Origin of the sequence: Pseudoalteromonas distincta (assembly GCF_000814675.1) — a bacterium.
Classification (GTDB): domain Bacteria; phylum Pseudomonadota; class Gammaproteobacteria; order Enterobacterales; family Alteromonadaceae; genus Pseudoalteromonas; species Pseudoalteromonas distincta.
In genome coordinates, this window is record NZ_JWIG01000009.1 from 19687 (window position 1) to 40517 (window position 20831).

Annotated in this window: 23 protein-coding genes; 12 read left to right on the forward strand and 11 right to left on the reverse strand. The window is 38.6% G+C overall.

Features of this window, described 5'->3' with window-relative positions; genetic code table 11:
* The first annotated feature begins 16 nt into the window (after nucleotides 1-16).
* Entirely contained in the window at nucleotides 17-1039 is a 1023-nt protein-coding gene (locus QT16_RS06460) for a hypothetical protein (RefSeq protein ID WP_039487296.1), read from the forward strand.
* A 4-nt stretch (nucleotides 1040-1043) separates the two neighbouring features.
* Here the strand turns inward: QT16_RS06460 and QT16_RS06465 are convergent, their stop codons facing one another.
* Nucleotides 1044-1286 (reverse strand): hypothetical protein, encoded by a 243-nt coding sequence (locus tag QT16_RS06465; RefSeq protein ID WP_010553668.1) that lies wholly within the window; start codon nucleotides 1284-1286, stop codon nucleotides 1044-1046.
* A 197-nt stretch (nucleotides 1287-1483) separates the two neighbouring features.
* Between QT16_RS06465 and QT16_RS06470 the strand changes: the two genes are divergently transcribed.
* Nucleotides 1484-1933: a methyltransferase family protein gene (locus QT16_RS06470; protein ID WP_007378935.1), complete on the forward strand. Its 450-nt coding sequence runs from the start codon at nucleotides 1484-1486 to the stop codon at nucleotides 1931-1933.
* Between the two features lie 93 nt (nucleotides 1934-2026).
* Here the strand turns inward: QT16_RS06470 and queC are convergent, their stop codons facing one another.
* The gene (queC, locus tag QT16_RS06475) at nucleotides 2027-2683 is read right to left on the reverse strand and encodes a 7-cyano-7-deazaguanine synthase QueC (protein ID WP_002960416.1); all 657 of its coding nucleotides are present in this window, start codon (nucleotides 2681-2683) and stop codon (nucleotides 2027-2029) included.
* A 145-nt stretch (nucleotides 2684-2828) separates the two neighbouring features.
* Between queC and queE the strand changes: the two genes are divergently transcribed.
* The 3 genes from queE (at nucleotide 2829) to QT16_RS06490 (ending at nucleotide 5332) form a co-directional block, all read left to right on the forward strand.
* On the forward strand, nucleotides 2829-3494 hold the full coding sequence (gene queE / locus QT16_RS06480; protein WP_024591014.1) for a 7-carboxy-7-deazaguanine synthase QueE: 666 nt from the start codon (nucleotides 2829-2831) through the stop codon (nucleotides 3492-3494).
* Between the two features lie 226 nt (nucleotides 3495-3720).
* Nucleotides 3721-4464 carry a class I SAM-dependent DNA methyltransferase gene (locus QT16_RS06485; protein ID WP_039487303.1) on the forward strand — a complete coding sequence of 248 codons (744 nt, stop codon included), beginning with the start codon at nucleotides 3721-3723 and terminating at the stop codon, nucleotides 4462-4464.
* A 253-nt stretch (nucleotides 4465-4717) separates the two neighbouring features.
* On the forward strand, nucleotides 4718-5332 hold the full coding sequence (locus tag QT16_RS06490; RefSeq protein ID WP_039487306.1) for a hypothetical protein: 615 nt from the start codon (nucleotides 4718-4720) through the stop codon (nucleotides 5330-5332).
* 655 nt (nucleotides 5333-5987) lie between these two features.
* Here the strand turns inward: QT16_RS06490 and bcp are convergent.
* Both bcp and QT16_RS06505 read right to left on the reverse strand, forming a co-directional pair.
* Nucleotides 5988-6467 carry a thioredoxin-dependent thiol peroxidase gene (gene bcp, locus QT16_RS06500; RefSeq protein WP_039487309.1) on the reverse strand — a complete coding sequence of 160 codons (480 nt, stop codon included), beginning with the start codon at nucleotides 6465-6467 and terminating at the stop codon, nucleotides 5988-5990.
* A gap of 11 nt (nucleotides 6468-6478) precedes the next feature.
* The gene (locus QT16_RS06505; protein WP_007583906.1) at nucleotides 6479-7012 is read right to left on the reverse strand and encodes a glycine cleavage system transcriptional repressor; all 534 of its coding nucleotides are present in this window, start codon (nucleotides 7010-7012) and stop codon (nucleotides 6479-6481) included.
* Between the two features lie 358 nt (nucleotides 7013-7370).
* Here QT16_RS06505 and bamC point away from each other — a divergent pair, with 358 nt between their 5' ends.
* On the forward strand, nucleotides 7371-8432 hold the full coding sequence (gene bamC / locus QT16_RS06510) for an NlpB/DapX family lipoprotein (RefSeq protein WP_039487313.1): 1062 nt from the start codon (nucleotides 7371-7373) through the stop codon (nucleotides 8430-8432).
* Between the two features lie 66 nt (nucleotides 8433-8498).
* Nucleotides 8499-9869 carry a YjiH family protein gene (locus tag QT16_RS06515; protein WP_039487315.1) on the forward strand — a complete coding sequence of 457 codons (1371 nt, stop codon included), beginning with the start codon at nucleotides 8499-8501 and terminating at the stop codon, nucleotides 9867-9869.
* 53 nt (nucleotides 9870-9922) lie between these two features.
* Here the strand turns inward: QT16_RS06515 and QT16_RS20570 are convergent, their stop codons facing one another.
* Both QT16_RS20570 and QT16_RS06520 read right to left on the reverse strand, forming a co-directional pair.
* Nucleotides 9923-10069: a DUF2897 family protein gene (locus tag QT16_RS20570; protein WP_076914920.1), complete on the reverse strand. Its 147-nt coding sequence runs from the start codon at nucleotides 10067-10069 to the stop codon at nucleotides 9923-9925.
* 89 nt (nucleotides 10070-10158) lie between these two features.
* Complete coding sequence (locus QT16_RS06520; protein WP_039487317.1) at nucleotides 10159-10695, reverse strand: acyloxyacyl hydrolase; 537 nt, start codon at nucleotides 10693-10695, stop codon at nucleotides 10159-10161.
* A gap of 245 nt (nucleotides 10696-10940) precedes the next feature.
* On the opposite strand from QT16_RS06520, the gene QT16_RS06525 reads away from it, so the two are divergent.
* Both QT16_RS06525 and QT16_RS06530 read left to right on the forward strand, forming a co-directional pair.
* On the forward strand, nucleotides 10941-11534 hold the full coding sequence (locus tag QT16_RS06525; protein WP_024595677.1) for an MlaC/ttg2D family ABC transporter substrate-binding protein: 594 nt from the start codon (nucleotides 10941-10943) through the stop codon (nucleotides 11532-11534).
* A 357-nt stretch (nucleotides 11535-11891) separates the two neighbouring features.
* Nucleotides 11892-13229 (forward strand): ankyrin repeat domain-containing protein, encoded by a 1338-nt coding sequence (locus tag QT16_RS06530; RefSeq protein WP_039487320.1) that lies wholly within the window; start codon nucleotides 11892-11894, stop codon nucleotides 13227-13229.
* Nucleotides 13230-13308: 79 nt separating this feature from the next.
* Here the strand turns inward: QT16_RS06530 and QT16_RS06535 are convergent, their stop codons facing one another.
* Genes QT16_RS06535 through QT16_RS06555 form a run of 5 tightly spaced genes read right to left on the reverse strand, consistent with a single transcriptional unit; the run spans nucleotide 13309 to nucleotide 16828 of the window.
* On the reverse strand, nucleotides 13309-13752 hold the full coding sequence (locus QT16_RS06535) for a DUF2069 domain-containing protein (RefSeq protein ID WP_039487321.1): 444 nt from the start codon (nucleotides 13750-13752) through the stop codon (nucleotides 13309-13311).
* Entirely contained in the window at nucleotides 13749-14303 is a 555-nt protein-coding gene (gene wrbA / locus QT16_RS06540) for an NAD(P)H:quinone oxidoreductase (protein WP_010555076.1), read from the reverse strand. Before wrbA ends, QT16_RS06535 begins: the two co-directional genes overlap by 4 nt.
* Complete coding sequence (gene arsC, locus QT16_RS06545; RefSeq protein WP_039487324.1) at nucleotides 14303-14650, reverse strand: arsenate reductase (glutaredoxin); 348 nt, start codon at nucleotides 14648-14650, stop codon at nucleotides 14303-14305. Before arsC ends, wrbA begins: the two co-directional genes overlap by 1 nt.
* A 53-nt stretch (nucleotides 14651-14703) precedes the next feature.
* The gene (bepA, locus tag QT16_RS06550) at nucleotides 14704-16161 is read right to left on the reverse strand and encodes a beta-barrel assembly-enhancing protease (protein WP_039487326.1); all 1458 of its coding nucleotides are present in this window, start codon (nucleotides 16159-16161) and stop codon (nucleotides 14704-14706) included.
* Nucleotide 16162: 1 nt separating this feature from the next.
* The gene (locus QT16_RS06555) at nucleotides 16163-16828 is read right to left on the reverse strand and encodes a hypothetical protein (protein WP_024597628.1); all 666 of its coding nucleotides are present in this window, start codon (nucleotides 16826-16828) and stop codon (nucleotides 16163-16165) included.
* A 145-nt stretch (nucleotides 16829-16973) separates the two neighbouring features.
* On the opposite strand from QT16_RS06555, the gene QT16_RS20985 reads away from it, so the two are divergent.
* The 3 genes from QT16_RS20985 (at nucleotide 16974) to QT16_RS06570 (ending at nucleotide 20652) form a co-directional block, all read left to right on the forward strand.
* Nucleotides 16974-17192 (forward strand): hypothetical protein, encoded by a 219-nt coding sequence (locus tag QT16_RS20985; RefSeq protein WP_039487329.1) that lies wholly within the window; start codon nucleotides 16974-16976, stop codon nucleotides 17190-17192.
* A complete protein-coding gene (locus QT16_RS06565; protein ID WP_024606584.1) occupies nucleotides 17185-18261 on the forward strand; it encodes an AI-2E family transporter in 1077 nt (358 codons plus the stop codon). The genes QT16_RS20985 and QT16_RS06565 overlap by 8 nt, the downstream gene beginning before the upstream one ends.
* 135 nt (nucleotides 18262-18396) lie before the next feature.
* Nucleotides 18397-20652, forward strand: a complete 2256-nt coding sequence (locus QT16_RS06570) for an aminotransferase class V-fold PLP-dependent enzyme (protein ID WP_039487335.1) — start codon at nucleotides 18397-18399, stop codon at nucleotides 20650-20652.
* The last annotated feature ends 179 nt before the right edge of the window (nucleotides 20653-20831 follow it).

Below are 20831 nucleotides of genomic sequence, written 5' to 3' on the forward strand. Positions count from 1 at the left end.
TTTATTTGGTTTATTTATGTCAGATAACAAGAGTCACATTAATCATTTGCTTAGCAATGAGCAAAAATGGCAACACAGTTACGAGCAACCTATTTCTCATGCACCCCTTGTGCAACTGGCTAATAGTAATTGGGTGGTGCCACAGCATTTTTTACGTTACAAGCACACGCTTCAAAGCGTAAACGAAGTACTTGAGAGTATTGAGTTTTCGGCTCACTTTAGGGTGCTTGCTGCACAAAAAGGTGAAGAAATTTACCTGCAAGTAGCAGTGCTGAGCCCTGATAACTACCAAAAAAGCGCATCTACTAATGAAGCCAAAGCTAAAAAACTATTATTTGGCAGACGCTGGATTGTAGAGGAAAACTTACCTACCTCAGAGCTTATTCAAACCGCATTTTTAGCGTTAAAAGTAGCGCGAGAACATGAAGTAAGAGAGCTTTTTCAGTTAATGCAAAGCGGCGCAACAAGTACGCCATTTAATAACCATCATGACTTACCTGTAATGGCGCAAAACCCTGAACTTGTTAAAAGCGAAGCGGTTACAAGTAACTTTGATGAAGTGCTTAAACGTATTGTATTTGCAGGAAAAAGTATTGAGCTTAAAAGTCAGCAGCAAGTAGCCGAGCAACATTTATATACTGTTGAACTGTTGTGTGAGGATTGCCAGCTTAGCGAGTTTAATAAAAAAACAATTGCGTTTTTAACAGCAGACTCATCCGCTAATAACTTTTTACACGGCTTAATTGCGGCATTGGTGGCCACAAGTAATGATTACGTAAACGAGCAGTTTAAATACAAAGGTTTTGCCCGCTTTAGTAAGCACGTTGTGGTTGAACAAATAGGTAACCTAAGTATCGCTATGCGCTCGCCAAGTACCGTAGGGCTTTGCTCTATGGGTAAGCAACATGCTAATCAGTTAAATTTTGAGATAGACAGTGGGCGAGCACCACAGGGCTGCGGGCAAGCTATTGGTGGGTTTTTAGCTGCTCACGGCATTGAGCAGCCAGAAAATGCGCATTTATATCCAAATTACTTATAACAACTTAAAGTTTATTAATTTCATCTTTAACGTTAAAGCTTGAATCAGTAACAATAGCCTCAAGTGTTTGTACACGCTCTTTTAATGCAAGCACTTGTGCGTTTGTTTCAGCTAATTGTTTATGGGCATCGCTGTTGTTGTTTTGCATTTTATGCTTAAACTCAAGATGCTTTTTATACATATCGTAAACCACTCCTGAGCCAACCGAAATTAGCACAATAAGTACAATCATCGTAGTTCCAGACATAACCTCATTCCTTATCATTTTATTATTCGTTTATGGTTAAAGTATAACCTTTAAGCGCTTTTGATAAAGCTGACAATTGTAACTTAATTTGTATACTTTATTTAATTCAGCTTTGAGCGTGTTCATCATTTATACACTTTAGATATTGTTTAATAGCTACTTAAATAAACATACTTTAGCCAATACAGTGAGTTGCCATGTTAAATAATAAAATTCCACCGGTAATCGTTGTGCTGTTTTTTGCAGGCATAATGGCGCTTATTGCGCATTACAGTGTTATTGATTTCACCGCATTTATTACCTACCTAGCAGCAAGTTTGGTCATTATTGGGTGTGTTTTTTGTATTGCAGGGGTAGCGAGCTTTAAAATAGCAAACACCACAGTAAACCCAAATAAACCTGAGCAAGCGTCAAAACTTATTACGAGCGGCATTTATAAAATTTCGCGTAACCCAATGTACGTAGGTTTTGCATTTATTTTAGCAGGGTGGGGTGTTTGGTTAAGTTCCTTGTGGGCGCTTTTATGTATTATCGGGTTTATTGCGTATTTAACATTTTTTCAAATAATACCCGAGGAGCGTGCGCTCACTAAATTATTTGGTGAAGAGTTTACCGCCTATAAAGCGCGCGTAAAACGCTGGCTGTAATCAATATCATTGACTTAAAACGTGACAAACAAAAAAGGCTATCGATGATAGCCTTTTTTGTTTGCAGCAATTGTATTACTAATTAATTGCGGCTTATTCGTATTCTAACGGGTCTGTAATGTTATTTAGTGCAAATGCTTCAAGGCGTTCTTGGCACGCGCCACATTTACCACAGGCCTTTTCACGGCCGTTATAACAGGTCCACGTTTGGCTGTAATCTAAACCCATTTCAATACCGTCGGTTAAAATACCAATTTTAGTATTATTTAAATACGGGCTAAAAATTTCTACCGCGTCGTAGTTCGCAATACGACACACATCATCCATTTTTTGCACAAATTCAGGACGGCAATCAGGGTAAATAGCATGATCCCCAGAGTGAGCGCCGTAATAAACTTGGCTAGCTTTAAGTGATACCGCGTAGCCAACAGCAAGCGAGAGCAAAATCATATTACGATTAGGTACAATCGTACTTTTCATGCTTTCTTCTTCGTAGTGGCCTTCAGGTACGTCAATATCATCAGTAAGTGATGAGCCACCAATAAGTTGGTTAATCGCCGAAATATCAACAATTTTATGCGGAACGTTTAATTTTTCACACACACTTGCCGCTACTTTAAGCTCTTTTACATGACGCTGACCATAGTCAAATGAAAGGGCATATACATCATGGCCTTGTTGCAGGGCTTTATTTAATACGGTAAATGAGTCCATACCGCCGGAATAAATAACAACTACTTTTTGCGTCATATCTGTTTTGCTCTTAGTTTTAATAGAGGTTTATATCAGGGCGCGATATACTACACGGCCGCAGCTTAAATAACAATTTTTGCACAGCGCTTTTTGGTTTTTTAATAGTAGCAATTTGGCTGCTAGGTAGTAAGTGAGATCTCTTTTGTACAAAATTAATGAAGTGTTTGAAACCATTCAAGGTGAAGCTAGCTTTACTGGCACACCCTCAATATTTTTACGTCTACAAGGTTGCCCTGTAGGCTGCTCTTGGTGCGACACCAAGCAAACGTGGGATGTTGATAATGTATATAAAGTATCGCTGGATGAAACCGTAGAAAAAAAAGCCGACTCAGATCATTGGGCTAACGCCAGTGCAGAGCAAATTTTAGCGCTGTTTCAATCACGTGGTTACACCGCAAAGCATGTTGTAATTACTGGCGGCGAGCCATGCATGTTTGATTTAAATCCAGTATGTAACTTATTACATGAACACGGTTTTAGCACACAAATAGAAACCAGCGGCACGTTTGAAATACTCGCCCCAGAGCAAACATGGGTAACGGTATCGCCAAAAATCAATATGCGCGGCGGTTATGAAGTACTTACCAGCGCGATGAAGCGTGCCAACGAAATTAAACACCCCGTTGCCATGCAAAAGCACGTAGAAGAGCTAGAAGAATTATTTGCTAAAACAGGCGTTAATCCTAAGCTTGTTTATTTGCAGCCAATTAGCCAAAAAGTATCAGCAACCAAATTAGCAATCGACACCTGTATTGCCAAAAACTGGCGCCTATCAATACAAGTACATAAGTATTTAGGAATTAGTTAAAGCCAGCTTAAAGTTATATTACGTATGTTGGGTAGAGCGAAGCTAAACCCAACAAATCTCCACTTCCGCACAATTTTCTAATAACGTTTTATAATATTTAAATACATAGGTCGGATAAGCGAAGCACCACCCGACAACCCTAAAGCTCATATCTTCTTCGCTAATAGCCATAACTAGTTTACTATGCGCGACTTAAAAATATTCTACTACTTACCACTAGGCTTATATGTCCGCAAATGCGCTTTACACCGACCTTTCTGATTACTACGACTTAATGTGTGCAGATATTAATTATCAAGCCCAAAGCAATTCTATTCACAGGCTGCACCAAATTTTTGGTAATGGCGCAAATACCCATCTCGATTTAGCATGTGGCACCGCCCCGCATGTACGCCACTTTATTGATTTCGGTTATAAAAGTAGTGGGCTTGATTTAAACCAGCCAATGCTAGATAAAGCACAAATTCGTTGCCCAGAAGCGCAATTTTCATTGCAAAATATGAGTGAATTTAAGGTAACTGAGCACGTGGATTTAATTACCTGCTTTTTGTATTCAATCCATTACTGCGACGGCATTAATAAGTTAAAAGAATGCCTTGCCAGCGTACACAGCGCATTAAACGTAGGTGGAATATTTTGTTTTAACACGGTTGATAAAAACAAAATCGACAGCGATTCATTTGTAGAGCACACAGCAACAAGCGAAAATAGCTTCTTCACATTTCGTTCTGGCTGGCACTATAGTGGCAGCGGCAGTAAACAGTTATTAAAACTCAGCATAGAAAAAACCACCGCAGACAAAACACTCGTATGGTACGACGAGCACCCAATGGTCGCTTTTAGTTATACCGAGCTTAAAGAAGCCCTAAAGCCGTACTTCGAAATTCACATATTTGAACATGACTACGATAAAATAACCCCATGGGCAGAGCGCTCAGGCAACGCCATTTTTGTCTGCGTAAAAATTTAAGACAAACACTCATCAAGAAGAGATAAAAGTTTGGGTAGAGCGCAGCGAAACCCAACGAGCTCCAACGAACCTCCAATACACACGGCCCAATAACCCCGCATTATATATTTGAAAGCGTCAACCGACACCGTAACGTGCTTGGGTTTTATTTTTGATAAAGTACCCGATGCGACATTAAACTATTATTTTAAGCTTAAAATTTGATATAAAAGCAAGTAGTAAAATCAGCTAAAAAATATTACAAGGATCGACGATGTTAACGAAGAAGACAAAGTATTTTGAGATAAAGGCATTTGTTGATCAAAACAAAAAAGAATTGATTCATTCGGTAAAATATAAACGAAAAAAAATAAAGTCATTAACTTTAAATGATGCTCTATCAAAAGAGTACAATGAAAGGGCTTTACTTACTTCTGATCTCAAGAGGGTTTTAGGCTGGGTTGATCATCTTCTAAAAATTAATTTAGACGCCTCTGATAACGCTGTAATTGTAGATAGCTTATTTACCTCTATATCAATTACCTATTATAAGTGTTTTGCTCAAACGAAAAATACTATCAGAAAAAAAGTCCAGTTATCTAAAAATGATATTGAACAAAGTAAGTATGGAAAGACGGATGAACTGTTATATGATTTAAGAATGAAGTTCGTAGCTCATAGAGGGCAAACTGAATTTGAATATCATAAATTGATAAAAGTGAATGCTTTCGGAAAGTTCCCATCAATGGTGATACCAATTTCGGCAAAAGCACAAAAGCCTGATAGTGATTTAGTATTGAATATTAAAGAATTAGTGATTTCTTTATTGCTTAGAGTAGAGGATAAAAATAAGCTTCTTTTAGAAAAAATTGAATCGAATAACGTGTAGAATCTTACTTTTTTAAATGTTTATTGGCCAAAACAACGAAGTACTCGATAAAGTACTAGCTATTCAAGTACCAAAAATTGCTCTAAAATCATGAGCTACTTTAGTAAATACTTGGCTTTTCTGCGGCTAATAATGAAGAGTAAGCACTTAATATAGACTAGGTTATATTGTAAGTATCGATAGATCTTACTAGCCACTTGATTTATTCACTTCTCATCAATCTCTTTCCCGCAATTATAACAGTCGTTAGTTGGGAGCTTATAACTAGAAATAGAGCGCATTACTTGGTTTTTCTTACAGGCAGGGCAGGCGTAATTAATTACAGAGATTATAAGCGCAATAGCAAAAACAAAACTACCGATATAAAACGGGTTTGAGTAAAATTGCATACTTGGTTCTGAAAAGTTAAAACCGATAATACAGATGATTAAGGCAGTTAAATAAAGTTTAAATTTTAGGCTTTTATTCAAGGTTTAAATATCCAATTGGCAAGGTGCTAATAATAAGTGCTTTGGCAGTTTTAACAAATTATTTACTCAATTACTATTTAAGTTTTTATATAGCGCAAATGTATAGACATAAAAAAGCGTTGCCCTTGAGCAACGCTTTTCTGTATTTGTCTAATAGCTGGTAGCTAACTTACTCTGCCGCTAGCTTATTCTGCAGCTAAATAATCCAAAACTACTTGATGGTGATCTTTGGTTTTAAACTTATCAAATAGGTGTTTAATTTTACCGTCTTGGCCTACTAAAAACGTTAAGCGGTGAATACCATCGTACTCTTTACCCATAAATTTTTTGTAGCCCCATACACCAAATGCTTCAGCAGTGGCGTGGTCTTCATCGGCTAATAAATCAAAGTTAAGCTCTTTTTTAGTTTCAAAGTTTTTAAGGCGCTTAATTGGATCTGGGCTAATACCTACAACGCGTGTGTTAAATTTAGCAAGCTGTGCTTGCTCATCGCGTAGGTTTTCGGCTTGTACAGTACAGCCAGGCGTTGACGCTTTAGGGTAAAAGTACACAAGCACTTGTTGCTCTTTTAACAGCTCGCTTAATGTTACTGTTTCGTCGTTTTGGTTTTGTAGGCTAAAAGCGGGTGCAGTATCGCCAGCTTGTAATGGACTAATTGTGTTCATGTTTAGCATCCTTAACGAATTCGTTTAAAAATATAATCTACGTTTAGCGTGTGAGAAAGGCTCTCAAAACTAATTTTAAATTGATCTATATCTACATCAACAGGTATGTTGAATTCAAGTTCACAACGCATTTTAATGTTGTCTTCTTGGGAATAAGTGTCTGACTTAAGTGAGCAAATACTAATATTATTGTCGGCAAAAAAGCGCGTTACTTTGCTCAATGTGCCAGGGGTGTCTATGCCTGTGTATTCTAGTGTGTAACCTGCACAAAACTCGCTAGGAGTATGACTTGCTGTACGCTTCATCATGGTTAGCAGGCCAAGTTCCATGGCTTTAGTTGGCAGTACGTGTTCTATGCGGCTTATTGCCGACATGTCGCCGCTAAGTAGCATAATGAAGGTAAATTCGCAGCCTAAAATAGCAATACGGCTGTCAATAATGTTGCAGTGGCAATCGCTAACCAGTTGGGTTAGTTCACTTACTATACCGGGTCTGTCTTCGCCAATCGCTGTTAAAACAATTTGATGATTTGAAAATGCAGTCATGAGTTCAAATACCTTGTTACTTGGATTATATCAACCGAGTTGGCAACACCAAAAATACACACGAGAAGTTGCACGGCGGCGAAGTTTAACACAAAAAGGACTCTAAACTACAGCACACGCTAATTAAGCGCTTTTAAAGTGCGGTGTTTCTTGTTTTTACTGGCACGGGAAAGTACCATAGCTAAAATTTGCTTATTTGCGCTTAGTTGCTTACTAAGTTGAAGTGCTGAACTTTATTGCATTTAGGCAGCCAAATAATAAATGTAAAGTTAATATTGATTTTACACTGAACCAAATCGGTATTACCCACTCATATATTTGTTAAAACAATTAAAGGGTATGCTAAGGAGAAATATCTGTGCAGTATTGGATCCCAAAAGCACTTGCAGTAAGTGTATTGGTAAGTTTATCAGGGTGTAGTGTATTTATTAATAAGGCACATGACGAGCGTAATTATCGTACGCATGAGCCTGTAAAAGCACCAGCGTCGTTATCTCAACCAGCTCAAGACCCAGTTTATAAAATGGATGTAGGTCAATACGACAATAATCCTGAAGCTACAAATTACCGCCCACCGGCACAAGTATTAACAATTGCTAAAGGCAGTTGGGTAGAAGAGACAGATAAACAAGCGCGTATTTATTTTGATAAAAACGATGGCATCGCTGATTTAGATGAGTTTCTTTGGGATACGATTAAATCTGTCCTAGCTGATAATAACGCGGGCACAACTAAAGAAGATAAGCTACTTGGTATTATTGAAACTGATTGGTACTCAATCATTAAAACCGAAGAAGGTTTTTGGTGGTGGGGCGATGAAGTTAACGATGATTTAGAAAAGTTTAGATTCACTATTGAAGAAAAATCACATCAACGCACTGCGTCTTTACGTGTAGAGCTGATTGATTTTAAAGGTGATAAAACGCTAACAGACTTACTCAAGCAGCAGCTAGAAGTACGTGCGCTTAACCAAGTAGTGAGCGAGTTTGATTACCGTTACCGTCAACTTGAAGTTGATATGCGTAAACGCCAAGGTATTATTTCTCTTGAAATGGGCTTTGATAATAAAGGTAATGCAGCACTTGTAACTGAGCAATCTTACGACGCTGTGTTTGACCGTTTCTCTGGGTTTTTAGAGCGCTTGTCGTTCTCTATTGTCGAAATTAACCCAGATACGGGCTTAATTACTGCAGATTATACTAAACCAGAAACAAGCGTTTGGGATTCAATTTGGGGTGATGACGTAGCTCAACTACCTATTGATGAAGGCCAATACCAAATTTTAGTAAGTAAAACTAAAGAAGGCGGTACTAGCTTAACGTGGATGGATGATAAAGGCGAAACGCTTGAGCCAGGTACTATGAATGGTTTACAACAAGCATTAGAAGCAGCACTCATTCAGCGCGGCATTAAAATTTAAATAATAATAAGTTTTACCACAAAAAGAGCGCTATGCTCTTTTTGTGGTTTTTATAGGTTAAACAATATGTCTCAGCTACCTGAACGTTCACACTATACGTGGCGCACTTGGTTTACTTTTTTGGTTCCTTCGTTAATTGGCGTGTTTTTATTTATGACACCCATTAGTACTTCGCAAGGGATGACCATTCCTATTGCCGTTATGGCAAAAGCGGTTCAAGCAATGATGCTTGGCTCTGCTCAAACAATTATTACCCTCATTATTTGTATTACAGGGGTTATTTCTGTAATTACTAAAGTGTTTAAACCCACCGCTATATGTAACTCACCTTTGTTAAAGCATTTATTTGATGTGAGCTGGACATGGCTGGTGGTACGCTTATTTGGTATGGCGTTTGGTTTAATGACGTACTTAAGCCTAGGCAGCGAGATGATTACCTCGGCCAATACTGGCGCGCTGGTATTAAATGACTTATTGCCTGTGTTGTTTTCGGTATTTATTTTAGCGGGCTTATTACTGCCGCTATTAATTAACTTTGGTCTATTAGAGCTTGCTGGTACGTTAATGACCAAAGTAATGCGCCCTGTATTTGGTGTACCAGGTAGAAGCGCGGTTGACTGTACTGCGTCGTGGTTAGGTGATGGCAGTGTGGGTATTTTGATGACTGCAAGGCAGTACGATCAAAAGCATTATACACAACGTGAAGCGGCTATTATTGGTACTACGTTTTCAGCGGTTTCAATTACATTTAGTTTAGTGGTGCTTGGGCAAGTTAAACTTGAATACCTATTTGCACCGTTTTACGCAACGGTATGTTTAGCCGGTATTGTTGCCGCTATTATTGTGCCGCGATTACCGCCACTGCGCTTTAAAAAAGACTTACTCATTGATGGCACTGAGCCAGATAGAGACGCTGAAACAATTCCGGGTCATAAAACTTTATTTGGCCATTCGTTAGATGTTGCACTAGCTAAAGCAGATAACTCAACGGGTGTTAAAGGCACTATAAAAGAGGGCGTACATAATGCGCTTGATATGGTGTTTGGTGTGTTACCTGTAGTAATGGCGGTAGGCACATTTGCACTGATCATTGCTGAGCATACGCCTATATTTCAGTATTTAGGTATGCCGTTTGTGCCATTTTTAGAGCTATTGCAAGTACCCGAAGCAGCCGCAGCGTCGCAAACTATTATGGTAGGCTTTGCTGATATGTTTATTCCGTCAATATTAGCTGCAGGGACTATTGAAAGTGATGTAACGCGCTTTATTATTGCCGCAATGAGTGTAACTCAGCTTATTTATATGTCTGAGGTAGGTGCACTTTTACTTGGCAGTAAAATACCGGTAAATATTTTAGAGCTATTTATTATATTTATTTTGCGAACGCTAATTACTTTACCTGTTATTGCGCTAATGGCGCATTGGCTAGTAGGCTAAATTAGCAAAAATATGATTTAGCGAATTGGTATTATTGAAAAAGCCCTGATTGATCAGGGCTTTTTTGTGTCTGTTGTATTTTTTATATTGGCGTTGGGCTTTATAAACTCCTGTTTTGCAGAGAGTCTAATCAGCGCAATATTACCAATGATAATGGCAAAAACAACAGCGACAATAATTACAATATGCCAAGTTTGCATCGCAGTATCACTTAATATTTAGTACGTTTAAGTGTGACCGCTTTGCGCTATAACAGCAATTAATTTACTCAAAAATACAACCAATAACCTTAAAAACGTCTCGCTACCGAAAGCGTTAAAAAGTTAAGCCCAGGGTTTGGCTCTTTAAAGCCTGCGTTTGAATAGTGAATAACGCGAAGGGCAACATTGGTGTGGCCAAAATCGGCTACAAGGCCTATGCGGTCTTCAAACTGGTAGTGAGTACTTATGTTTTTACCGGCAAACTGCGTTTCATCAATCAGTGATACACCAATGCCTGCTTCTACATAAAATGGGGTGTTGTTAAAACTAAAAGCAGGAAATTGCAGTACAGGTGACATAGCAAGTACTAGGTTTGATTGTGTTTCATCGCCGTGGCGGTATTCCCACATGTTTACGCTGGTTTCAAAGTAAAAGCGTGCATCACCAATAATGTTTTGCATACTAGGTGCATGGTACTGATACGCAAGCTTAACGCCGTTTACGTTACCTTCGCCTTTGAGAAAGTCAACGGCATAACCGTGGTCCGATTGAGCAAAAGCAAGCTTGCCAAAAAGTGAAACTACTAATACAAATGAGATAATAAGTGTTTTAAGTGACGTTTTCATAGGTGCCAAATGTTTGTTTGATTTAAGTTGATAACTAAATGATAAGGGCGGCCTGTTAACAATTACAATGAGGACAAAATGCCGGTTGTATATGAGCTGTTAATGGAGTTTTCTAACTGCTTGAATTTATTTTATTTATTTGATTGGTGCTAATTGGGCATTAATAAGTTGCTTATTTGTGCCTTTTTTATTGCGTATAGTTCGCGTAAATTACAGCCATCTTAATCACACAGACATATACAATTATGAAACTCTTTAAACTATTCGTTTTAGCCACTGCTTTTTTTAGCAGTTCGTTATTTGCACAAGCTCAGCAATCACCAGATCAGTTACTTGAATCGGTAGCCGACAAGCTTTTTGCAGATATTGGCCAAGTAAACTCAAAAGGTACAGCCAGCAAAGACGCGATGGCTGCCATTGTTGAAAAACGTTTAATGCCACATATTGACGTTAAGTTTGTGTCGTTTAAATTATTAGGTAAACACATTAAAGGTATTGAGCGCGAGCAAGCTGTTCAATTTATAGATGCAGTAGAGCATTACTTAACAGGCACATACGCCGGTGCACTAATGAAGTACACGGGTCAAAAAGTAGTATTTGAGCGTAATAACGCAAAAAGTGACTCTGAGTACGCAACAGTTAATACGCAAATTATTGAGCCAAATGCGCCTACTATCGACTTAAGCTTTAAGCTTCGTTTAGGTAAAAACAATGAGTGGAAAGTATACGATATTGTTGCCGAAGGCATTTCACTATTAAGTGCTAAACAAAAAGAGATTATTCAACGCATTTCTGATGTGGGTTTAGAGCAAGTTATTAGCGAGTTAAAAAGTAAATAGACTATTTGTCTGGCTCTGATTAAGCCCAACTCCAACCTCAAAAACGGCTAATTACTTATGTACTTGGCCGTTTTTATATTTTTGCTAAGGACAATACCAATCCACAGTAATACTTAATCATTTTGAACAACTAAATAACAAAATTTTTGCCTTGCTATCACACGGTTTTCTACCTCAAAATAAATCACTTAATTAAGCGAATTGGTATAATCCTAAAGGATTGTTGTTATTGCGTAATTTTGCGCTAGCAGCAAAACAAAGGTGTGCTAGAATATCGGCACTTTGATTAAGCGTGGTGTCAGCTTAAAACTGATATAACTTACCACCCCCAAGCCACACTGGAGTTGTGTTGTTTTAATGGAAAATGTACTGATTTGGCCAAAGGAATACCCATTACTTATTAAAGGACTGGTAGAACAAAACGGTGCCTTTATTTTAGATGCTTTGGAAGCTTGGCCTGCTTGTCGTTCTACAAATGAAGACGATGGTGTATGCACCACCGTGCTGCCACCTATTTATTATTTGGCATGGCTAACCCCGCTGGAGCCATTTGAAGAATGTTACTTTCAACATATCTCTGAATATGACGAAGACGCACAAGCGTATATTAGTGCGGTTAAAAGCCATTACTACGATAATGAATACACCCCTGAAAGCTTAGTACTTATGCTGTGCCAGCGCCTTGAAAAATACGCAAGCGTGGCTGCACAAAATACCATAGATACGCCACTGTCTTTAGTCGATTTATTTTTTAGTAAACGCTACTTCACCTTAATTGAGCATGCGTTAAATAATAAAAGTAAACTCTCGGCAAAGGACACATTAGCGCTTTGGAAAGAAGTTGATTTTAGAGAGCGCCTAAGTGCGTTTATACCAGAGTCTATTGCTGATTTAGATACTCTCTCTGAACTTGCCAGCGAAAAAGTAGCTGCGGGTAAAGACTATTTTACGCTGCTGACGCAGGTTTCTCCTGATGTTGACTCTGTTGTTCTCTTAGAAAAAGCTTTGCTTACTCATTTACGTAAAAAAACAGCTAAGCAAACAATGGCTATGCGTTTTATTGAACAAGGCGCTACTGGTGTACTTGCTGATGAAAACAATAAAACAGCCTTTATGTGGGCCGCCGAAAAAGGCTTTGTAAATGTGGTTGAAACGCTACTTGCAAAGCAAGACAAAAAAGCGACAGATAACTTAGGTAATACTGCGCTTCATTATGCTGTGTTTGCTAAAAATGAGTCGTTAATGGTGCTGCTTATTAAAGCCGGATACGATTTTAGAGCACGTAATAAAGAAGGTTTAAGCTGTTACCGTTTAGCGGTGAGTATTAAAGCTAATAACTTAGTTAAATGTTTAGAGCGTGACTTTGGTATTAAAGAACTTTCGCCAGAAGGGCAGTTCGATCGCATTAAAAAAGTGCATGTGCTACATGCTATTGTGACTATATTGCTGCCTTTACAGTTGTTTTTCTTTTTTGATGAAACCCTCTCAATTAAAAGTGAGCTGACGCTGGGTTTAACTATGACTGCGGTGATTTGTTTTTTCTTTGCGACCACTTTAAAACGCTGTGCTCTATATCCACATATTAAACACCCTTGGGGTTTATTTGTGCTTAGAGGCTTTTCGTTTATTAGCTTAATTGCTCAAATAGGGTTGGCGAGTATTGTGGTGCTAGCTGCCTTGAGCGATTTAGTTTAGCTAGTTTTAAACAGTTAATAAAAAACGCGCTTAAAGTAATTTAAGCGCGTTTTTTTGTATATAGCGTTATTGTTAAGCCTTATTTACCGTGCTCATTTGCTGCTTTTTCTTCAGCTAATTCTTCTTTAAGCTTACGGATTTTTAAACCTTGTTCTTGTCCGCGATGTCTTGCGTAGTAAGTACAACCAATAAACATAGATGATGCAAATACCAGCTCTAACAACACCCAAATTAATTCATCAGGAGCGGCCCACAGCATAGTAAGCCCGTGGATAAAATAAAGCATTACAATAAAGTTAGCCCACGCATAGGTGTATGTGTTGTCTTTAATTATGCCTCTTAGCGGCAGCAGTAAAGGAATGATAGGAAAAAACAATGACACCCAACTAGTATTACCGTCTAGAGGGGGTACAAAATACATCCACAAAGGAATCAGAACAAGTAAACCAACATAGCCAAATAGTGCGGCACGTTGAAATTTTACCGTAATCGGCTTTTTAGCTGGACTGTCAGCTGTAGTCATTTAAGTTTTCTCGCAATGTGAGTAAGGCGTTTACCAACGCTTTGGCATATTTTAATTTCGTCTTTGCTTAGCTGTGCACTATTAGCGCTGCCAGCGACGTGTGTTGCACCGTATGGTGTTCCACCGGTTTGTGTTGCAAGTAGTTCGGGTACATCGTATGGCACGCCCAGTAGCATCATGCCGTGGTGTAGTAGTGGCAAAGATAAGTTAAGTAAGGTTGCTTCATTTCCTCCATGCATACTACTGGATGACGAAAATACACAAGCTGGCTTATCGATTAATTGGCCTTTTAGCCACAAGTCGCTGGTGGTTTCCCAAAAGCTTTTTGCTTGAGAGGCCATCATGCCAAATCGGGTTGGTGTACCAAATGCTAAACCATCGCAATTTATTAAATCATCTTTAGTGATCACAATATCGTGCGCATTTTTAGCCACAAAGGTGCGAAGTAGTGCACTAGCACCTTGTTGCTCTATCGACTCTGCTATCTCGTGAGCCATTGCTTCAACTGAGCCATGGCTTGAGTGATAAAGCACCACTATGGTTGCACTCATTATAAAACGCTTAGTACGTTTTCTGGTGGACGACCAATCGCTGCTTTATTGTTATTAACTACGATAGGGCGTTCAATCAATTTTGGGTATTTAACCATAGCGTTAATAAGTGCGTCCTCATTTGTTTCATCATTCAAATTAAGCGCTTTGTAGTCATCTTCTTTTGTGCGCATCATTTCACGTACGGATGAAAAACCAAGTTGGATTACAAGCGTTGAAATTTGCTCGTGAGTAAGAGGGTTTTTTAAATACTCTACAACACTTGGCTCTATCGCTTTACTTTGCAGTAGCGCTAGCGTTTCGCGTGATTTAGAACAACGTGGGTTGTGGTAAATAGTAACAGACATAAAATGATTCCAAAGTGTGAATTGCGTCTATTTTAGGGTAAGCGCTTGCAGACTTAAAGTCTTGCAAGCTCTTTTTGTAAAAGTCGATACTGGGTAAGTAGTGCTTTTAAACGTTGTTGCTTTACAAGTTCGGTTGGCTCTACGAAGTTAAGTGCTTTTTGTACTTCGTCTGCGGCTTTTAAATAAGCACCGTATTGAGCCAATACATCGGCGTTCGCTTCGTGATATGAGGCTAATTTATCTTGTTTTTTATACGCATCAGCAAGAAGTTGCTTGCCTAGGTTATGATCTGGCTTTTCGAGTAAAAAACTCTTCAAAATATTTTCGGCTAGTTCATATTGCTCAGCTTCAAGTGCTGCGTTGGCATAGTTAAGCGTAATTACCTGATTATTAGGGCGATACTGATTTAAATCAGCTAAAAATTTTACGGCTTCATCTGCCTTTTTTTGCGCGATGAGTAAATCGGTATGGGTATCTATATAAAATAGGTTTTTAGGATCGTTTTTTAAAAGCTCATCTAGTATTGGGGCTGCTTCATCAAGCTTTTTTTGATCAAGTAAGCTAATAGCTAAACCGTACTTTAAAGCGGTGTTATCGTAGCTATTTTCGCGTAGTCGTTTTCTAAATAGGTCTTCGGCGTTTTCTGGTTTGTTGTCGTAGCGCGCAAGCACGCGGCTTTTAGCTAAATTAAACTCAAGACTGGCACTCATATGACGCACAGGAAATTGCTCTGCACGCAAACGTACATCAGATACTCGACTCTCTGGTAATGGGTGAGTAAGTAAAAACGCAGGTGGTTTATATTTATAACGAATTTGCGCGGCAAGTTTAGTTAAAAATTCGCTCGATGCACGAGCATCAAAGCCTGCATTGTTAAGCGTTTGCATGCCTATGCGGTCAGCTTCTTGCTCGGCTGAGCGACTATGCGTTAACTGACTAAAAGCAGATTGTGTTTGGCTGGCAGATATAATCGCAATACCCGCATCTGGTGCAACAACGGTTGCTAATATTCCGGCTATCATACCGGCAATAGTCAGCGCGCTGTTATCTTGTTGTTGTTGTATTCTTCGTGCTAAGTGGCGCTGTGTTACGTGAGCAATTTCGTGACCAAGCACTGAGGCAAACTGACTCTCGTTATCGGCTTGAGCTATTAACCCTGTATGCACGCCTACATGGCCGCCATAAAAGGCGAAGGCATTTATTTCTGAGTTGTTTATCCAAAAAAACGAAAACGGAAAGCGCACGTCATTAGCATTAGCAACGAGTTTACGGCCAATAGTTGTGAGGTATTCATCAAGCACTGGGTCATTTATTACTGGTGATGAGCCTCGTATTTGCATCATCATTACTTCGCCAATGGCTTGTTCTTTTTCGAGTGGCAGTGCTTGTAATGCAGATGTTCCTAAATCAGGAAGCGTAAAGTTGGTTTGCGCTTTTAAAGGTTCGCTTATTAATAAGCTAAACGTAAGCGCAGCACTGCATAAAGTGATAAATGCTGATTTTAGCTGCATTTTATTCCTTGTTAATTTGTTCGCCAATTGCAATTTTGGCTATGTCTATTTCGTCACTGCTTGCACGGCTGTCTTTTTCGCACAATTGGTAGAGTTCTTTTATTGTGACTCCATCAAGCTTTACAACGTTCAATTCTCGCTGCAAAAAAGTAATAATTTTATGTACTACTTTGTGTGCATGTAAAATAATGGCTTTATCTGCTTTGTCGCCTCGTTCAAAATAAAAGCCAATAAACTTATGTAACTGACTTATTCTGATCAAGTTTTTCATTGAATGTGGGTCCCACACTCTAAACTCCATAAAGCGATTATTTTTTATGTATTGATCAACAATAACATCTTTAGCATAAGGCTGTGCCCATAGCTCAAAGCCTCTGTCGGTAAATACTTGGTGCAGCGCAATACGTGGCTTATGTTTGGTATGTATCTCACCTAAGTTATCTTCATAGCCTTCTAATAAATCTAAGTTCCAATTGCGTTTATCTAAAAGTTGTTTAACTGCATTGTCGAACCCATGATCTAAAATTCCTTCTGATTCGCTTATTGATGAGGCAACAAGGTGATAAAAAGGAGGTAGTTCGCCCCAATTAATCTGCTTTTTAAACCAATTAATCTCTTTGAGTGTTGGATTACTTGGTAGTTGCGCTTTATTATGCGTGCCAGGCATTAACTTATCCTTACTGCTAGTTATGTTATAAGGATAAACTATTGCAGGAATTGTTTTAACAAAAAGTTACAACGGTTTGAGTATATAAATACGTAGACCGTAAATATGCGACTTATTATTCATTTACTATACGGATAAAGTAGTTATGGTAGAGCGCGATTTAAAAGAGTTTAAGTGTCCTCAGCAATTTGTGCAGTTTAAGCTTGCGCTTCGAAGTGCACAGTCATCAAAACAATGCATCACTTTTAGTCTTAATAGAGGTGAAAGTGCGAACGACATTGAACGTTTTTTGCAAAAAAATGCTTATAGTTACAATTTTGATAAACAACGTGGGTTGTTATTAGTGGAGCCATTACATGTTTGAATACGTAAAAACATGGTACGAAAGGAAGTTCTCGGATCCTCATTCGTCTACCTTATTATTTTTATTATTGGTATCAGTTGCCTTACTTTACTTTTTTGGCGCGTTAATTGTTCCTGTGCTTGTTGCACTGGTTATCGCTTATTTACTTGATTGGCCGGTTGTTCATTTAGAGCGTGTTGGCTTAAAACGTTTTACTGCAACAATTATTGTAATGTTGATATTTATTAGCATTATGCTCACTCTTATTTTAGTTATTGGCCCAGTGCTTTGGAAGCAAACCAGTAACTTAGTGCAAGAAACACCGCATATGCTAGAGCAGGGGAAGTCTTATTTAATGGCTTTACCTGAACAATACCCAAGTTTAATTAATATAGAACAAGTACAAGCTATTGTTGCAACCGTAGAAGCTAAAATTATTGAGTTTGGCCAAGCGGTATTATCGTTTTCACTTACGTCTTTAAAAGATGTTGTTGCTTGGCTTATATATTTGGTACTTGTGCCATTACTGGTGTTTTTTATGCTTAAAGATAAGCTGGAGCTGACAGGGAGTATAGCTAAACTGATCCCGCAGCAACGACGCTTGATTTTACAAGTGTGGAACGAAATGAACCAACAAATTATGAATTACATTCGCGGTAAAGTATTCGAAATTTTAATTGTTGGTGGTGTGTCTTTCATTGCATTTACTGTTTTAGATTTGCGCTATGCAGCTTTACTTGGTGTGCTTGTTGGCTTTTCGGTATTAATTCCATTTATTGGCGCGGCACTCGTCACTATTCCGGTAGCGGCAGTTGCACTGTTTCAGTTTGGATTAGAAACGCAGTTTTGGACCATTTTAATTATTTATGGAATTATTCAGGCGCTTGATGGCAATGTACTTGTACCGCTGTTGTTTTCTGAGGCAGTTGATTTAAATCCGGTATTTATAATTGTCGCGGTATTATTTTTTGGTGGCTTATGGGGATTTTGGGGTGTATTTTTTGCCATCCCGTTGGCCTCATTAGTAAAAGCGCTAATAACAGCTTGGTCGTCAACGCACGAAGAGATCAGCAAAGAGCTCAGTGAATAGTTAAGCAAAAAGACTTTTAGTTTAAAAAAGCATAGTAAACGCACCTCTAGTGCTAATTGATTATTACTCATTACCTGTAAACTTATGTACTATTGGTAATAAGATATATTTTTTAGTAATAAGGTGCGTTTTTTAATGTCTGAGTTTTTATTGCACGATGAGCCAGTAAAACAAGTTTACCTTGATGCAAATGCAACGACCCCTGTGTTGCCTTGTATTGCTGATGTTGTTTCTCATACCATGCAAATATGTTTTGGTAATCCTTCAAGCCCGCACATCACAGGTATTCAAGCCAAGCATTTATTAGAACAAACACGTCAAAAGGCACGCACGGTTATTGGCGCAACTAATGGCGATATCCTATTTACCTCTGGTGCAACGGAGGGTATTCAAACTGCGGTGGTTTCTACATTAATTAATGCTAAAAAGCAGTCTATTAAAAACCCTGTATTATTATATGGCGCTACTGAGCATAAAGCGGTGCCAAATACACTCAAGCACTGGAATAGCGTACTTGATGTTAATGCTCAGGTGCTTGCTATTCCGGTTGATAGTAACGGTATTTTAGATTTAGATTTTATCGCAGAGCATATTAATAACGCTTTGATGATTTGCACCATGGCCGTTAATAACGAAACCGGTGTATATCAAGATTTACCCGCTATAGAGCAGGTAATTCGTAGCCGTAACAAAAATGTATCGTGGATGGTGGATTGCGTGCAGGCACTCGGTAAACAAGCGCTCGCACTGAGTAATACAACTATTGATTACGCTCCTTTTTCGGGGCATAAGCTTTACGCACCTAAAGGTATTGGCTTTTTATATATTCGTAGTGGCAGTGCGTACACACCTTTTATAGCGGGTGGCGGTCAAGAAAGTGGAATGCGCTCAGGCACCGAAAATCTACCCGGTATTGCAGGGTTAAATAAACTATTTAGTATGTTGCTTGATAAATCAGACGATACATTTAAACCAATTAGCATACTTAACTCTTATCGAAGCCAGCTACAAAGCGCGATAAAAGACACCTTTGGCGATATTACATTCAATCATGATTTTGCTTATAGCGTGCCTACCACACTTAACTTTGCGGTAAACGACTTAACGAGCAAAGAAGTCATTGATTTATTTGATGCTGCGGGCATTCGCGTAAGTGGTGGCTCGGCTTGTAGTACGGGCGCATCAACAAGTTTTGTTTTAGATGCAATGGGTGCAAGTAAGTGGCAAAGCGAAAACGCGATTAGGCTATCGTTTGGACCTGCAGCAACACAACACGATATTGATGATGCTTGTGTGCGTATTCGCGCTCTTAAAGCAATACTACAGGCTAACTGTTTAATTGTATCTGATAGCACTACACCACAACAAGAAGTGTGCGCACTTGGCCTTACTCAGTTTAGGCACCAAGGAGCATGTAGTTGGCTTTATGTAAGCGATGATAAATACGCAGTTATAATAGACCCGATTGTTGAGCTTATTCCGCGCTTTGAAAAAATAGCTAATACACAAAACTTAACTATATCAGCGGTGCTTAATACACATCTGCATCAAGAGCGAGAGTCAGCGACTCATTTATTAACCAGTGTTCTTGCATCAAGAGTTGTAAAAGGTGAGGTTGATGCTTTAGGTTGGCCACTAAATGCAGAAAGTATTAGCTTAGCAAATGACGTACTTGAAAAAGTAGCGACACCTGGGCACAGCAAAGATAGCGTAAGTTATTTATTAAAAAATAGTAATGGCGAAACGCGTTATTGTTTTTGTGGTGATTTAATTTTGCCTGCAGGGCTTGGCAATACATCGCTTATAGGTGGGGATGCAAAAGCAATGGCACGCTCTATTTTAGCAATCAGCGAGCAACTTAATAGCACCAGCATTATTTGCTCAGGGCACGACTACCAACAATGTTTTGCCATGAACTGGGCTGTACAACAAAACCAAACGCCATTACTTAATGCGTTAGTAAGCGGCAGTATTTCAGTTGATGAATTTACAATACAAAAGCAGCAGTACGACGCTTCAAAGCAAGTAAATAACACGCAATTGTGTGGTTATGTAAATGCATTGCCTGAGATTGATACACAGCAATTAAATTTTGATGATGCTAAAGCAATGTTAAACACCAGCGATGTGTATTTAATAGATACTCGGGAGCCGTATGAACATGGAGCAAATAATGTTGCTCAGTTATTTAATACACTAGATGAAAAAACATTAAATATACCGCTTAGCAGAATGGCAAATGCGGTATTTGAAGGGCAGTTAAGTAAAAATAACAAATATATTTTATTATGCCGCAGTGGTAACCGCTCAAAGATTGCTGCGAGCAATTTAATGCAGCTAGGGTACAAAACTGTTTATAACCTAAGTGGTGGGCTAGCGCTTAGTAATTAAGCAAAGATTGTAATTTATACAAAATCGGCTTTAGAGCCGATTTTTTATTTTTAAGGTTTATTTGTTTGCAAGGCAAACAATTACAGTAATTAGTGAATAACTATGAAAAGTAATTAGCAGCGCTTATAAAAATTCATTAATATTTCATTTTGATTGATTAAGCTATGCCGTTGCCTTTA